Raw genomic sequence first — 13344 nt, 5'->3', positions numbered from 1 at the left:
GGTGCGACCGCCTATTGTGAACCGCTCCGATTGGAGTCATTGCCTGTCGCGGCTTGGTGGCGACGTAGCGGATACCGGTGGCTCGGATCTTGCCTGAGTCGCCTGCGGCCCGGATGCGCCGGGCAGCGACGACGAGCCGCCGTCCTGCGTGTTCGGTGACGCCGAGTTGGGGTGCGAGCCGTATGGCGACTTCTCGTGCCGTGCCGTCGGCCATCGCCTCGCTGGGAATTCGGACGGCGACGGGTAAGCGGGGGGCGTTGGCATAGGGGTTTCAGGTTGTCATTGGGTGCGGCGAAGATCGGCCGTTTTGACGGTCCAGGCGTCCGGGCGGACCGGGTCGGACTGCATCTCCTGCACGGCACCGTCGTCACGGACGGCCGCGCCCCTGCTGGCGAGGACCAGGTCGCAGCGTTCGATGTAGGCGACGAGGAGGTCGGCCGCCCTGTCGTGGGCCGAGTCCCGCGTTTCGTGGCTGGTTGGGCAGCGCACACTATTTCATTGTTCTGGTCGTAGGTGTAGCAGACCGCGTTCGAGGGCGGCGGTGGTGGCGGCCGTGCGGTCGCCGACGCCGAGTTTCGTGTAGATGTGCAGCAGGTGGGTCTTGACGGTCGCCTCGCTGAGGAACAGCTGGGTGGCCACCTCCCGGTTGGTGAGTCCGCGGGCGACGAGTGTCAGCACCTCCACCTCGCGTTGGCTCAGTGCTGCGGCGGCCGGGGTGCGAACCTGCTTCACCAGGCGGGTGGCGACCGTGGGCGAGAGTACGGACTCACCGCGTGCCGCGGCCCGTACCGCACGCAGAAGGTCGGCGCGGGCCACGTCCTTGAGTAGATAGCCGGTGGCGCCGGCCTCGATGGCTGGCAGCACGTCCCGGTCGGTGTCGAACGTGGTGAGCACCAGCACCCGGACCGCCGGGTGGGTGGCGCGCAGGCAGCGGATGGTGTCCGCGCCGTCACGGCGGGGCATGCGTAGGTCCATCAGCACCACGTCCGGGTGGGTTGCCGCGGCGACGGCGAGCGCTTCGGTGCCGTCGGCCGCCTCGCCGACCACTTCCAGCCCGGGCTCGTCGGCGAAGAGGCCGCGCAGGCCGTCCCGCACCACGGGGTGGTCGTCGACGATCAGCAGCCGGATCGTGGCGGCGTCGTCATGGCTCATCTGCCCTCCAGCAGGATCGCTGGCACGCTTGCACTGATCGCCGTACCGTGGCCGGGGGTGCTCTCGATGGCCAACGTGCCGCCTAGCCGGGTGACCCGAGCGCGCATCGCGCCTAGGCCGAAGCCGCCCGTCTCGCTGGCATCTTGGCTCATACCCACCCCGTCGTCGCGGACGTCCAACGCCACGACGTCCTCCATATAGGACAGTGTGAGGCCGACCTTGGTGGCGTGGGCGTGCCGGGCTATGTTGGCGAGTGCCTCCTGAGCCGCCCGCAGTAGGGTCACCTCGACCTCCGGGTGCAGTGTGATCGTTTCCCCGGTCACCCCGAACGTCACCGGAATCCGGTGTACCGATGACCATCGTCCCGCCACCTCGGACAGGGCGTCGGGTAGCCGGGCGTTCTCCAGCGGCTCGGGGCGCAACGCGTGCACCGACCGCCGCGCCTCGGCCAGGCTGTCCCGGGCCAGCACGTGCGCGGTACTCAGCCGGCGGCGCACCTCGCCGACGTCGTCCGCCTTGTACGCGGCCGCCTCCAGTTGGGTGACGATGCCGGCCAGGCCCTGCGCGAGGGTGTCGTGGATCTCCCCGGCCAGCCGCGCCCGCTCGTCGTGTACCCCCGCTTCCCGGGCCTGCGCGACGAGCCTCGCCTGGAGGCTCGCGTTCTCCTCGGCGTACTCGGACAGCCGGGCGTGCGCTTCCGCCAACTCCGCGAGAGCCTGCCGGCGCCGCTCGCTCTGGATCGCGGTGGAGCGGATGAACAGGCCGATGGCGCTGACGAGGACCACGTTGATGATCAGGTCGGGCAGCCGGGCGGTGACCGTGTCCTCCCAGGCGGGCGGCCCGGTGAGCAGCACCGCGGTGACCGCCACCCCGGCGTACGCCCAGGCGCCGGGCAGGTACGCGAGCACCTGTACGAACACCGCGAACACGAACACGGCGAATCGGCTGTTCACCGTGATCAGCAGCGAACTCAACCCGAGCAGCACCGCGACGTGGAGCAGCATCGGACCCAGCCGCTCCGTCCAGTGCGGATGCGCCGACACCATGAACCACATCCACCCGGCGGCGAACACGGCACCCCCGAGCACCAGGAGCCGGCCCGACCACGGCTCGGCGGGGTCGGCCAGGACGAGAACAGCGGCGAGGACGAGGAACGCGTACGGCACCACGCGCCAGAACGCGTCCCAGCGTGCCTCGACACGCGCCTCGATCGTCACCATGCTTCAGTCCGCGTTACGCCCCGGTCCGTGAGCCTGTCGTCACCACCTGAAGATACGCGCCGCCGTCCCTCCCGCCACCACGATGACGGCGACGAGGACCGCAGCCCGTACAAGATCCAGCGGCTCACCGGCCCACGTCTCGCGCAGCGTCCGCACCACCGGCGACAATGGGGTCCAGTACCCGATCCGCCGCAGCGCGTCCGGCATGATCTCGGCGGGCATCATGGTGCCGGACAGGTACAGCATCGGGAAGAAGATCCCCAGGCCGACGGCCGACGCGGAGCGAGCCGTCGGTGCCAGCGCGGCAAGCACGAACCCCAGCGCGAACAGCGCTGTCGCGCCCAGCGCGAACCCCACGGCGAACGACACCGGCGCCTTCGGCGGCGCCATGTCGAACAGCGCCACGCCGACCCCGAGTACGAGCGCCAGCGATGCCACGGCGATGAGCAGATGCGCGGCGAACTGGGCGACAAGCACCCGCTGCGGGGACACCGGGGTGGTCGCCATCCGCTTCAACACGCCGATCTCGCGGTAGTGCGCCAGCAGCACCGGCAGGCTGGTCAGCCCGAGGATCGCCACCACCATCGTGGTCAACATCGGCGCGGCCACGTCGATGGTCCGCTGCCCACCCAGTTCCGGAATCGGTTTCCGTGCCTCGCCCGCACCGTTCATGACCAACAGGATGAGCGGGAACGCCAGCGTGAAGAACGCCGCCCCGGGGTCACGGAGTAACAGCTTCAGCTCGACCAGAGTAAGCCTCATCGGTCACCGCCCAGCGTGAGCACGGCCTCGTCCAACGTCGACGCCCCGGTCCGAGCCACGAACTCGTGCGGTTCGGCGACGCCGACGACGCGCCCCGCCCGCATGACGGCGACCCGGTCACACAGCCGCTCCACCTCATCCATGTGGTGGGTCACCAACACCACCGTGACGCCCCGGTCACGCATCGACCGGACCAGGTCCCAGGTCGACCGGCGCGCCTGGAGGTCCAGGCCGGTGCTCACCTCGTCGAGCAATGCCAGCTCCGGGTTGCCGACGAGGGCGAGTGCGATGAGCAGCCGTTGCTTCTGCCCGCCAGAGAGGTTGCCGAAGCCGGTCCCGCGCTTGGCCGTAAGACCCCACTGGTCGAGCAGGACCCGCCAGTCGGCCGGCTGATCATAGAAGGACGCGTACAACTGCAGCGCCTCACCGACCCGCAGCGCATCGGGGAGCCGACTCTCCTGCAACTGCACCCCGATCCGCTCCTTGACCGCCCGGCCACCACGACACGGATCGAGCCCCAACACGCGCACGACTCCGGCATCCGGCGTACGCAAGCCGGCCACGCACTCGACCAGCGTCGTCTTGCCAGCACCATTGGACCCGACCACCCCGAAGATCTCACCCGGCTCCACCCGCAGCGAGACACCGTCGAGGGCAACCGTCGAGCCGTACCGCATTCCCAGATCGGTTACTTCGATGACCGCCATGAGCCGAGCATCACCCGCACCCGGCGGCACGCTCATCGACCGGTCCACTGCCGAGAATCAACCACCCGATGGATGTACGCGCCCAACCCCCTACCTCAGCCCGGTGGCGGACAGGTGCACGCCACGGCGGCAAGAGGCGGCGCAGTTACTCTTTTGCCACGAAGTACTGCAGCTTCCACGCACCCGACGTCTACCCCATATAGACTCCCGTGTGGCCGGCGTCCTCAATGAACTACTCAAACAGGGCGAAGCATTTGACAGCTTCAGACCCGGCGAGCAGTGGAAGACCGACTATGCGATCTGGTACCCGTCGATCAGCGGGTTTCGCATGTTCTACGGACTGGAGGAATTCTCCATCCGGGACGTCAACAAGTACCTGTGGATGCTGGGTGGGGAGCGGACGGCCATGGGCGCCGGCCTGCGCGTTGGTTGAGGATCATCGGTGCGAGGGGTAGCGCGGCCGACGATCTTGTCGGAGGGACATGGTGTCGCGGATCTTCCGCTTGATCGCCGCGTCGGTGACCAGGCCCTGACCGGTCTCGTCGTCGGTACGCGGGGGGTCGCCGGTGGGTTCCCGTCGGTCACGTCGAACGATGCCCCTGGCCCCTGGCCCCTTGACGAAACCCATAGGGACACCCGTTACCCGGTGAACGACGGGCGTTCGCTGTGCACGGATCCCCCGTCAGTCACGTCAAGGACCCTTACGTCGATGCGATCCTCGTCGCCGTGGTGCCGTCGCCGCGCCGCCAGGAAGACCTCGGCCACCACCTCACCGACATCGAGCCCACGCCCTGGCCGAGGTGTCGAACGACTCGGCCAGGGCGATGAGGTGTCTTCGTCAAGGCAATCAGCGGTCGGGTGGCTAGCGTGCTGCCAGGTGTTGTGTGAGTGCCTCGCCTTCGACGTCCAGGGTCGGCACGAGCTTGTTCATCCAGCGGGGCATCCACCAGATTCGCTGGCCGAAGATGAACATGGTCGCGGGAACGATGAGCATGCGGACCAGGAACGCGTCGACGAGGACGCCGATGGCGAGGGCGAAGCCGATGGTCTTGAGGATGATGTCGTCGGTGATGGTGAAGCCTGCGAAGACGCCGACCATGATGAGGGCCGCGGCGGCCACGACGCGGGCGCTGTGGGTGAACCCGTCGATGACCGCCTGGCGCGCCGGTGTGCCGTGGACGTAGGCCTCTCGCATGCGGGTGACGAGGAAGACCTCGTAGTCCATCGCCAGGCCGAACAGGATTCCGGTGAGCAGGATCGGGAGCAGGAACAGCACCGGGCCGGTGGCGTCGAGACCGACGAGTTCGTTGAGCCAGCCCCATTGGAAGACCGCGACCGTTGCCCCCAGGGAGACGCCGACGGACAACAGGAAACCGAGCGCGGCCTTGACGGGCACCCAGATCGAGCGGAACACCGCGACGAGAAGGATCAGAGCCAGTCCCACGACGACGGCGAGGTAGAGCGGGAACACCTCGGTCAGCTCGTTGGAGATGTCGACGCCGACCGCAGTGACGCCGGTGACCAGTGCCCGGGCCCCGCTCTGCTCCGGCAGGTCCGACAGCGTGTCTCGGATGTCCGCGACGAGGCCCTTGGTGGACTGGTCTGACGGTCCGGAGCGAGGGATCACCGTGAGCGTCGCGTACTGCGCCGTGTCGAGCTGCCGCAGGTAGTCCTGCTGCGCCTGCGGGCTGTCGCTGGTGATGGCCGGGACGACGGCGGCGATGTTGGAGTCGTCCTGGGCCGCGAGCGTCTGAAGCCGCTCGGTCGCGGTCGTGACCGCGGCGATCGGGTCGGGGGCTTGTTTGGTGTCGATGACGACGAGCAGCGGCCCGTTGGCTCCGGCGCCGAAGTGCTCGTCGATGAGGTCGTAGGCAATGCGTACGTCGCTGCCTGCGGGCTTGGTGCTGTCGTCGGGCAGCGCGAGTTGCAGAGAGGCTACGGGGATGGAAGCCAGGGCGGCGGCCGCGATCCCAACAACGAGTGCGGGCCAGCGAAAGCGGGCAAGGCTCTCGACCCAACGGCGCCCGAGAGTGCGTGGCTCCCCGGGGTTCCGGTCGGCGTCGGCGTCCGTGGCGTTGGTGGCGGTGTGCTTCTGCAAGAAGCGAGGACGTCGCCTCGTGACACGGGTGCCGGCGAAACCGAGTAGTGCGGGCAGCAGGGTGAGCGCGATGAGTACGGCGAGGGCGACGGTGAACGCTGCGCCCAGGCCCATCTCGGTGAGGAATCCGATGCCGCACACGGCGAGGCCGACGAGTGCGATGACGACGGTGAGCCCGGCGAACACCACCGCTGATCCTGCGGTGCCCACGGCGCGGCCCGCCGCTTCCTCCAGCGGGCGGCCTTGGCGTACCTCGGCCTGATAGCGGGACAGGATGAACAGCGCGTAGTCGATGCCGACGGCCAGCCCGAGCATCGTGCCGAGCGCGGGCGTTGTGGTGCTGAGCTCGAGGAACCCGGTCAGGGCGGCGATGGCGGTCATACCGATGCCGACGCCCACCAGCGCGGTCAGCAGCGGCATCCCGGCCGCGACGAGCGACCCGAGGGTGAGGGCCAGCACCACGAAGGCGATGGCGATGCCGATCAGTTCGGCGATGGCCCCGCCGATCTCCACGCCGAGCACGTCGCCGCCGATGGTGGCCGTCAGCCCTGCCTCTTCGGCGACATTACGGGCAGCTTCGAGGGCCTCTCGGTCCGTCTGGGACAGATCGACCGCGCTTCGGGCGTAGCTGACCGAGGCGAAGCCGGTACGTCCGTCCTCGGAGATCGTCCCTGCGGTGAACGGGTCGACGATCGACACGACGTGGCTCGTCCTCAGCGCCGCGAGCGCGTCGGACACGACCTGTTTGTTGGTCGGGTCTGCCAGTGACTCGCCGTTCGGGGCCTGGAATACCACCCGCGCCGTCGCGCCGTCCGGCGCGGCTCCGGGATCGCGCTCCCTGATCAGGTCGAACGCCTGCGTCGACTCGATGCCAGACAACTCGAAGCTGTCGTTGGTCTTGCCCGACAGGGTCGCCGCCCCGAGAGCGACGGTGAGGAGCAGCAGAGCCCAGATTCCCGTCACGGTCCATCGGCGTCGGAACGACCAGCGTCCGAGCCTGAACAACTGCCATGCCATGCCGTCTCCTCCTGCGTGCCTGTGACCAGGTCTCGCTGTGGGTGCTCGCGGCGCGAGCCGGCGGAGCACCCGGCGATCGGTCGATCATTTGAAGGAGACGGTAGCCTGAAAATATCCGGATGGATATTTTTGTGGCTGTAGTCATAGGATCGAGCTGGCCGCGTTCCACCGGCCGGCCGATCGCCTTGGAGGTATGCCATGACCGACCGGGATCCACGGGGCATCCCGCCCAGTAGGCAGGGGAGGTCACCGAAGCGGGGACCGTACGCCAAGGGGCTTGCCCGGCGGCAGCAGATCATCGACGAGGTGCTGGCGGTCTACGACAGGCTGGGGTTCGAGGGCACCTCGCTGCGAGCCATCGGTGAGGCGATCGGCGTGACGCATCCGGTGCTCAAGCACCACTTCGGTACCCGCGAGCAGCTCTTCATCGAGGTGCTGCGGGAGTACGACCGCCGCTTCCTCGACGCCCCGTACGACGGCGATGGCACCTTCGTCGACCTGATCCATCGATCGACCGAGCACAGCATGCGGGTACCGGGGCTGATGGCCCTGCTGAACAGCATGGTGGCCCACGCGCTGGAGGCCGGCAACGACCGCTCCCGGGCGCACTTCTCTGAGCGGTACGCCGACCTGAGGGGAAAGATCGTGACCCTTCTGGAGGAAGGCCGGGCGGCGGGAACCGTCCGGTCGGACATCCCCCTGGAGGAGGCGGCCTCGCTCGTCCTCGCGGCGGCCGACGGCCTCAGCACCCAGTGGCTGCTCGACCAGAGCGCCGACCTCAAGGGCGGCTTGTTGCTGCTGCAGCGCCTCCTCGAACCGCCGGACCAACAGGTGGGTCAGACCGATGTCTAGCCCGGGTTCCGCAGCTTGTAGTTAAACGATCATCGGAATCTGGGTGCCGAGCAGCGAAGATTGATGCGCGTCGCGGGAGGGTTGTGTGTCTACGCCCTCTTGCTGGAGTGTGATCCTGGCTGGTGGGGGTCGAAGGTGGTGACCCGGGCTGGTGGTTCGACGGAAAGTGCCTGGTACCCGAGTTCCGCAGTTCGTAGAGACACGAGCTTGATTGGTTCTGTCCCGGTGCGGGTCAAGAGCTCGCGGATGGCTGTGGTTGGGCCTGCGGGATGGAATGTGTAGTAACACGACTGGAGATTCACGTCTTGTGCTGCCAGTGGTGGTGATGTGGTTCCTTCGTGGTCATGTACTTGCGATCCACGTCGCGGACCAACGCCGATGGCAGCGTCGAGCGCTAAGTCGCCCTGGCGCACAACCGTCGGGTGGACGGCAGGGTCAAACCCGATGTGCTGATGAGCCTGGGCCGCGTCGACCAGGTCGACATCGACGGGTTGCGCCGGCTCGCCGCGTCGATCAACAAGCACTTCGGCGACGACGGCGACGAGGCAGGCGTGGAGGGCGGGCCTGGCTATAGAGACGGCTGCGCTGGAGGTCGTCGACTCCCGCTCGATCGGAGCGGTGTGGCTGCTCGATAGGCTGAGACGGCGGCTGGACGTTGCCTCTCATGGTTGACGAGATGTCCCGGGTGGCGTTCTACGTTCAGCTCGCAGACCTGCTCGCGGAGCCGGTTCACCGGGCGCGGCACGTACGTCGCCGACAAGTCGTAACGCAGCGACTCGGCGTCCCCGGTGCTCTGGCACCCGAGGGTGTGCATGTGGACGGGCCGGTCGAGGTCGCCCGGGGTGACCGGTGCGTCAGTCGGAACGGCGACGCAGCTCAGCGGGGATACGCAGCTCGACTGCACGACGGCAGGTGTGACGCTGCCCGCGAGGGGGCTGCGTCACGCCTGTCCTGATCGCGTCGGCCAAGGCCATGCCCGCCGAGGGCGCGAATCCGTCGTACTGCCGAGATCAATCCTTGGCGACGGCCTTGCGGATCGCGTCGCGGGATTCGGTCACCTGCCGGCGCAGCTCGTCCATGTCCACGCCGACGAGCTGCCCGTTCCGCTTGCGCACCTGGCCGGCCACCACGACGGTCTCGATGTTGCGGGCGTCGGCCCCGAGCACCAGCGTGCCGACCGCGTCGTTGAGCGGCATCGTGTTGATGTCGTCGGCGGCGACGACCAGCAGGTCCGCCTGCTTGCGGGGGGTGAGGGAACCGGTGACGTCACCGAGTCCATTGGTCCGGGCGCCCTGCGCCGTGGCGAAGTCCAGCACGTCGCGTGAGGTGATCCGGTCCGGCGTGGTGTCCGTGCCGTACGCGGCGTTCACCGCACGCATCCGCTGGATCGCGTGCAGGGTACGCATCTGCGTGAACATGTCGCTGGCCAGCGCCACCTCCACGTCGATGCTGAGTCCGGGCCGGATACCGACGGCCAGCGCCTCGTCGATCGCGGGTACCGCCGTCTCCAGGCCGATCTGCGCCTCGGAGGTCGGTGCCAGCGACACGGTGACCCCCGCGTCGCCCATCGCCTGCCACGCCTGCGAGGTGAGGCCCGTGGCGTGGATCAGGGTCAGGTCCGGGCCGAGCAGCCCGTCGGCGGCCCAGCGCAGGATCGCCGCCGACGACGGCATACCGAACACCGCGTCCACGCTGACACCGAGGTCGAGATCGCGCGCGACGGCCGCCAACTCCGGCCCGTAGGCCAGGGCCGGGCCGGCGATCTCGTCGGTGGCCAACGCCGCCAGGCGCAGGGTCACCAGCCCGCCGTTCGTCCCCTGGTACGCCCCGCACAACCGGGCCAGGTCGCCGGGCCACTGGCGGTCCCACTCACCGAAGTGCGGTCTCATCGACGCGTGTACGCCCCGGATGCCGGTGTCGACCAGCGCCCGGATCGCCGCGTCCGAGTGCGCTGCCGTACGGGAGTTGTGCGAGAAGTCGAGCATCGTGGTGATGCCGGCGTCGAGGGCGGTGAGCGCGGCGAGCCGGGTGCCGACGTACATGTCGTGCGGCGTGTACGCGGGCGCGATCCCGGCCAGCGTCGACATCACGTACGCCCCCAGGTCGGTCACGTCCGGGATGCTGCGGCGCATCTGCGCCTGCCAGGCGTGCCGATGCGTGTCGACGAATCCGGGGCTGACGATCCGGCCGGTCGTGTCGATCACGGTCGCGCCCGCCGCCTCCGGATGCGACCGCAGGTCCGGGCCAACCGCGACGATCCGGTCCTCACGGACCAGCACGTCACCCCGTTCCAGGTCGCCGATGGCCGGGTCCATGGTGACGACCGTGCCGCCGCTGAACAACATCATCGGGCTCCCCCTTCGCTGTCTGCGCTCACCGACGGCGCAGGACGTAACCGGCGTGGTAAAGCACCCCGTCGACGAACCGGCCGTACGCCCAGAAACCCAGGTCGTCGCGGTAGACGATCCGGTCGCCGTCGATCCAGAACGCCCCCTGGTACGCGTGCGGCCGACCGCCCCGCGTCTCGTCGTACCGGCCGTCGGCGGTGAGTTCCTGGTGCAGGAAACCGGTCTCGTCGATCCACATGCCCAGATAGGGGCTCTCGATCGACCTCGGTCCCGGCTGGGGCTCGATCGGAGCGGGCGTGAGTCGGCGGCCGTTGACCAGCGCGATCTCGCCGTCGACGACGATCGCGGCGGCCTGCTCCGGACGCCAGACGATCATCTCCAGCACGGATCTGCCGGAGGTCGGGCCGGCGACCAGGGCGAAGGTGGCCGGGTTTCCGGGAGTGAGCGCGCCGACCCGGTCGGCCGGACGAACACGCAGGCCGGCGACGGCGACACCGTCGATGACCGCAGGCACGATGGCCAGACCGGTGCAGTCGACCACGATCGCGCCGTCGTCCTCGGCCGCGGTGTGCAGGCCGGTACCGACCGCGACGATCTCGTTCGTGCCGATCAACAGGTCGGCGGCGGGGAAGTCACCGATCACCGGGTCGAGCGTGTGGATGGCGGCGTTGACGAACATCAGTGGCCGGTGCCGGTCGGCGGTGTTCCCGGCGATCTCCGCCAGTACCGCCTCGTCGAGCATCGGGCTGCTCATGGCGTACCTCCTGGGGTTGGGGTTCGTGCTCCCACCGTCACCGGCGGCGGAGTCGGCAGCCAGGCCGGACCGAACCAGGGTGTGAGGCACCCTGCCTGGCCGGAACCCGCGCGGTTACCGTTGGTGGCATGCCGACGACCGCGCTCGGGGCGTTCCTCACCGCCCGACGCGCCCGGTTGACCCCGGGCGACGTCGGCCTCGTCTCCAGTGGCACCCGGCGCGTCGCCGGGCTGCGGCGCGAAGAGGTCGCGGTGCTGGCCGGGGTGAGCGTCGACTACTACACCCGGCTCGAACAGGGCCGCGAGCGCAACCCGTCGTCGTCGGTGCTGGCCGCCGTGGCCCGGGCGCTCGACCTCGGGCCGGACGCCCACGACCACCTCTTCCGGCTGGCCGGGCTCTCGCCCGGCAGCGCGCCGACCCCCGCTCGACCACAGGTCGGGCAGAGCCTGCGCGAACTGCTCGACGCCTGGCCGGACACCCCGGCCGTGGTCATCGACCGGCGACTCGACCTGCTGGCCGGCAACGCGCTGGCCGACGCGTTCTACGCGGACTTCACCGAAGCGGACAACCTCGTCCGGATGACCTTCCTCGACCCGGCCGGTACGACGTTCTTCGCCGACTGGCGTCGCGCCGCCGAGGCGTGCGTGGCGAACCTGCGCCTGGCCCTCGGCCATGACCCGCACGACCGGCGGGCGCGGGAACTGGTCGAGGAGATGGGCGCCGCGAGCGCGGAGTTCCGCAGGCTGTGGGGGCGGCACGACGTGCAGGGCAAGACGCACGAAGCGAAGACGTTCCGGCACGGCGCGGTGGGCGAACTGACGCTGTCATACCACGCGTTCGACGTACGGGACGTGCCCGGCCAGCAGTTGATCGTGTACCGGGCGGAGCCGCACAGCCGCAGCGCCGAGGCACTGCGGCTGCTGGGCACCCTGGCCGTCAGTCGCTGGCTCCGCTGACCCCGGGCTCGTACCGCCGATTCAGGTCAGCTCGACGCGCTCGATGAGTTCCCGCACCGCGATCATGTCCAGGAAGGCGTGGCAACGCACCACCTTGCCGCCTCGCATCTGCCAGATCCAGCAGTACTCGTTGTGGTAGTCGACGCCGTCGGTGGCCGTCGCGTCACCCTCGAACCGGGTGATCACGGTGTCACCGTCGGTCCACATGTCCTTGATCGTCATCCTGAGGATCGACGCCAGCCGGTCCAGGATCGGTGCCGACCCCTCCGCCAGGAACTCGGCCTTGGAGGTGTAGGTGCGACCGTTGACGATCGTCCATCGGACGTCGTCGTGGAGGATCTCGTAGATGTCGCCACCCGCGTTCTGTCGCGCGAAGGCATGCAACACCGCCGCCCGGTTGCGGCCCTCCTCGCCCGGCTTCCCGGGGCCGCGCCCGCCGGCCCGCTCGGCAGGGGCCGCCGAGGCCGCGCCAGCCCCGGCCAGGGCCGTCAGTCCACCGGCGACTCCTGCGGTCAGGAGCACCCGCCGGCTGTGCTGCGTGGCACTGTCCTTCATCATCGTTCCTCCCTAGCTTGCCGATGCGCGTCGCTGCTCTCGCGGTAGAAGACGTATCCCGCGTGGTGCAGCACGTCCCCGTCGAAGGTGCCGTCCGCGCTGAATCCGGTGTCGTCGACGTACTCGATCCGGGTCCCGACGACCTGGTAGGAACCCGTGTAGGCGCTCTCCCGCTCGCCACGGGCCTCGTCGTACCGGCCGTTCGCCAGCAGCATCTGCCGGATGTGGCCGTCGGCCGTCACCCACATCCCGACGTACGGGTGCGGCGACACGTCACCGGCCCCCGCCGGTGGCGTCGCAGTCTGTGCGGCAGTGGCCGAAGGCGTGGACGCCGGACCGCCATGCGGCGCCGCGTCGTCGGAAGCGGCACCACCGCTGCCTGCCTCGGCGGAACAACCCGCGAGCAACAGGACGCCGCACGCCGCGCTGAACAGAGCCCCTGGTCTCGAATTCGCCATGTCGACCACGGTAGGTATCCCGTCCGCCGACAGCCTGGTCCCAGTACTCCCAGGAAGAGGCCACCCTGCGTGCTCACCGCACACCCTGGCCAGGCCAGTGCCGCCCAGTGGGTCTTCCCGAGGGGTCGTTCTATCCCACCGCGTTTCGGCGGTGATCGCCGTCAACGACTCCGGCGGATCCGATCGTGCAGCGTGACGAACTCCTGGGCCAGGGTCACGGCGTCGACCTGGCTCGACCACTCACGGATCCGGTCGAGCCGTCGACGAAGGAGGTCCTTCTCCGCGCTGCGAGTCTCGGTGGCTGCGTCGAAGTCCTGAGCGTCGATGGCACGTGCCTTCTCCTGGCGGAGTCGGTCGATCCTCTCGCCGAGTTCGCGTATGTCGTCCGGCAAGCGAACCACCGAAAGCTCTACTCACCGCGACGGCAGCTCAACGAGCTCCCGGTTCCGCCTATGGCCCGGACTT

The 13344-nt window shown here is 69.1% G+C and carries 15 protein-coding genes and 1 pseudogene; 4 read left to right on the top strand and 12 right to left on the bottom strand.

Features of this window, described 5'->3' with window-relative positions; genetic code table 11:
* Nucleotides 1-279: 279 nt before the first annotated feature.
* Genes Pma05_RS39290 through Pma05_RS39270 form a run of 5 tightly spaced genes read right to left on the bottom strand, consistent with a single transcriptional unit; the run spans nt 280 to nt 3841 of the window.
* Nucleotides 280-489, bottom strand: coding sequence for a hypothetical protein (locus Pma05_RS39290; RefSeq protein WP_203862623.1), 210 nt, complete (start codon nt 487-489; stop codon nt 280-282).
* 6 nt (nt 490-495) lie between these two features.
* Entirely contained in the window at nt 496-1152 is a 657-nt protein-coding gene (locus tag Pma05_RS39285) for a response regulator (protein WP_203862622.1), read from the bottom strand.
* On the bottom strand, nt 1149-2372 hold the full coding sequence (locus tag Pma05_RS39280; protein ID WP_203862621.1) for a sensor histidine kinase: 1224 nt from the start codon (nt 2370-2372) through the stop codon (nt 1149-1151). The genes Pma05_RS39285 and Pma05_RS39280 overlap by 4 nt, the downstream gene beginning before the upstream one ends.
* Nucleotides 2373-2411: 39 nt before the next feature.
* Nucleotides 2412-3134 carry an ABC transporter permease gene (locus Pma05_RS39275; protein WP_203862620.1) on the bottom strand — a complete coding sequence of 241 codons (723 nt, stop codon included), beginning with the start codon at nt 3132-3134 and terminating at the stop codon, nt 2412-2414.
* Nucleotides 3131-3841, bottom strand: coding sequence for an ABC transporter ATP-binding protein (locus tag Pma05_RS39270; RefSeq protein ID WP_203862619.1), 711 nt, complete (start codon nt 3839-3841; stop codon nt 3131-3133). Before Pma05_RS39270 ends, Pma05_RS39275 begins: the two co-directional genes overlap by 4 nt.
* Before the next feature lie 211 nt (nt 3842-4052).
* On the opposite strand from Pma05_RS39270, the gene Pma05_RS39265 reads away from it, so the two are divergent.
* Nucleotides 4053-4274, top strand: a complete 222-nt coding sequence (locus tag Pma05_RS39265; RefSeq protein ID WP_203862618.1) for a hypothetical protein — start codon at nt 4053-4055, stop codon at nt 4272-4274.
* Between the two features lie 3 nt (nt 4275-4277).
* Here the strand turns inward: Pma05_RS39265 and Pma05_RS39260 are convergent, their stop codons facing one another.
* Together Pma05_RS39260 and Pma05_RS39255 are read right to left on the bottom strand one after the other, a co-directional pair.
* Entirely contained in the window at nt 4278-4469 is a 192-nt protein-coding gene (locus Pma05_RS39260; protein WP_239314082.1) for a type I CRISPR-associated protein Cas7, read from the bottom strand.
* Nucleotides 4470-4703: 234 nt separating this feature from the next.
* The gene (locus tag Pma05_RS39255; RefSeq protein ID WP_203862617.1) at nt 4704-6956 is read right to left on the bottom strand and encodes an MMPL family transporter; all 2253 of its coding nucleotides are present in this window, start codon (nt 6954-6956) and stop codon (nt 4704-4706) included.
* Between the two features lie 198 nt (nt 6957-7154).
* Between Pma05_RS39255 and Pma05_RS39250 the strand changes: the two genes are divergently transcribed.
* Together Pma05_RS39250 and Pma05_RS39245 are read left to right on the top strand one after the other, a co-directional pair.
* A complete protein-coding gene (locus tag Pma05_RS39250) occupies nt 7155-7808 on the top strand; it encodes a TetR/AcrR family transcriptional regulator (RefSeq protein WP_203862616.1) in 654 nt (217 codons plus the stop codon).
* Between the two features lie 404 nt (nt 7809-8212).
* Nucleotides 8213-8471: pseudogene (locus tag Pma05_RS39245) on the top strand (IS1634 family transposase N-terminal domain-related protein); the annotation flags it as partial.
* Nucleotides 8472-8818: 347 nt separating this feature from the next.
* Here Pma05_RS39245 and Pma05_RS39240 read toward each other — a convergent pair.
* Together Pma05_RS39240 and Pma05_RS39235 are read right to left on the bottom strand one after the other, a co-directional pair.
* On the bottom strand, nt 8819-10156 hold the full coding sequence (locus Pma05_RS39240) for an amidohydrolase family protein (protein WP_203862614.1): 1338 nt from the start codon (nt 10154-10156) through the stop codon (nt 8819-8821).
* 25 nt (nt 10157-10181) lie between these two features.
* Nucleotides 10182-10910 carry an Atu4866 domain-containing protein gene (locus Pma05_RS39235; RefSeq protein WP_239314081.1) on the bottom strand — a complete coding sequence of 243 codons (729 nt, stop codon included), beginning with the start codon at nt 10908-10910 and terminating at the stop codon, nt 10182-10184.
* Nucleotides 10911-11038: 128 nt separating this feature from the next.
* Between Pma05_RS39235 and Pma05_RS39230 the strand changes: the two genes are divergently transcribed.
* Entirely contained in the window at nt 11039-11866 is an 828-nt protein-coding gene (locus tag Pma05_RS39230) for a helix-turn-helix domain-containing protein (RefSeq protein ID WP_203862613.1), read from the top strand.
* 21 nt (nt 11867-11887) lie between these two features.
* On the opposite strand, the gene Pma05_RS39225 is transcribed toward Pma05_RS39230, so the two are convergent.
* The 3 genes from Pma05_RS39225 to Pma05_RS39215 all read right to left on the bottom strand — a co-directional run bounded on the left by Pma05_RS39225 (nt 11888) and on the right by Pma05_RS39215 (nt 13271).
* Nucleotides 11888-12424, bottom strand: coding sequence for a nuclear transport factor 2 family protein (locus Pma05_RS39225; RefSeq protein ID WP_203862612.1), 537 nt, complete (start codon nt 12422-12424; stop codon nt 11888-11890).
* Nucleotides 12421-12879, bottom strand: coding sequence for an Atu4866 domain-containing protein (locus Pma05_RS43665; protein ID WP_203862611.1), 459 nt, complete (start codon nt 12877-12879; stop codon nt 12421-12423). The genes Pma05_RS39225 and Pma05_RS43665 overlap by 4 nt, the downstream gene beginning before the upstream one ends.
* A gap of 161 nt (nt 12880-13040) precedes the next feature.
* Nucleotides 13041-13271: a hypothetical protein gene (locus Pma05_RS39215; RefSeq protein ID WP_203862610.1), complete on the bottom strand. Its 231-nt coding sequence runs from the start codon at nt 13269-13271 to the stop codon at nt 13041-13043.
* Between the last annotated feature and the right edge of the window lie 73 nt (nt 13272-13344).

The organism is Plantactinospora mayteni (assembly GCF_016862935.1).
Taxonomy (GTDB): Bacteria; Actinomycetota; Actinomycetes; order Mycobacteriales; family Micromonosporaceae; genus Plantactinospora; species Plantactinospora mayteni.
This window is presented reverse-complemented; position numbering and strand designations above follow the sequence as displayed.

Excerpts from the sequence above, each read along its gene's own strand:
- Pma05_RS39250 (WP_203862616.1), top strand. The coding sequence starts at position 7,155 with ATGACCGACCGGGATCCACGGGGCATCCCGCCCAGTAGGCAGGGGAGG.
- Pma05_RS43665 (WP_203862611.1), bottom strand. The coding sequence starts at position 12,879 with ATGGCGAATTCGAGACCAGGGGCTCTGTTCAGCGCGGCGTGCGGCGTC.
- Pma05_RS39240 (WP_203862614.1), bottom strand. The coding sequence starts at position 10,156 with ATGATGTTGTTCAGCGGCGGCACGGTCGTCACCATGGACCCGGCCATC.
- Pma05_RS39255 (WP_203862617.1), bottom strand. The coding sequence starts at position 6,956 with ATGGCATGGCAGTTGTTCAGGCTCGGACGCTGGTCGTTCCGACGCCGA.
- Pma05_RS39260 (WP_239314082.1), bottom strand. The coding sequence starts at position 4,469 with ATGGGTTTCGTCAAGGGGCCAGGGGCCAGGGGCATCGTTCGACGTGAC.
- Pma05_RS39230 (WP_203862613.1), top strand. The coding sequence starts at position 11,039 with ATGCCGACGACCGCGCTCGGGGCGTTCCTCACCGCCCGACGCGCCCGG.
- Pma05_RS39285 (WP_203862622.1), bottom strand. The coding sequence starts at position 1,152 with ATGAGCCATGACGACGCCGCCACGATCCGGCTGCTGATCGTCGACGAC.
- Pma05_RS39235 (WP_239314081.1), bottom strand. The coding sequence starts at position 10,910 with ATGAGCAGCCCGATGCTCGACGAGGCGGTACTGGCGGAGATCGCCGGG.
- Pma05_RS39280 (WP_203862621.1), bottom strand. The coding sequence starts at position 2,372 with ATGGTGACGATCGAGGCGCGTGTCGAGGCACGCTGGGACGCGTTCTGG.
- Pma05_RS39270 (WP_203862619.1), bottom strand. The coding sequence starts at position 3,841 with ATGGCGGTCATCGAAGTAACCGATCTGGGAATGCGGTACGGCTCGACG.
- Pma05_RS39225 (WP_203862612.1), bottom strand. The coding sequence starts at position 12,424 with ATGATGAAGGACAGTGCCACGCAGCACAGCCGGCGGGTGCTCCTGACC.
- Pma05_RS39275 (WP_203862620.1), bottom strand. The coding sequence starts at position 3,134 with ATGAGGCTTACTCTGGTCGAGCTGAAGCTGTTACTCCGTGACCCCGGG.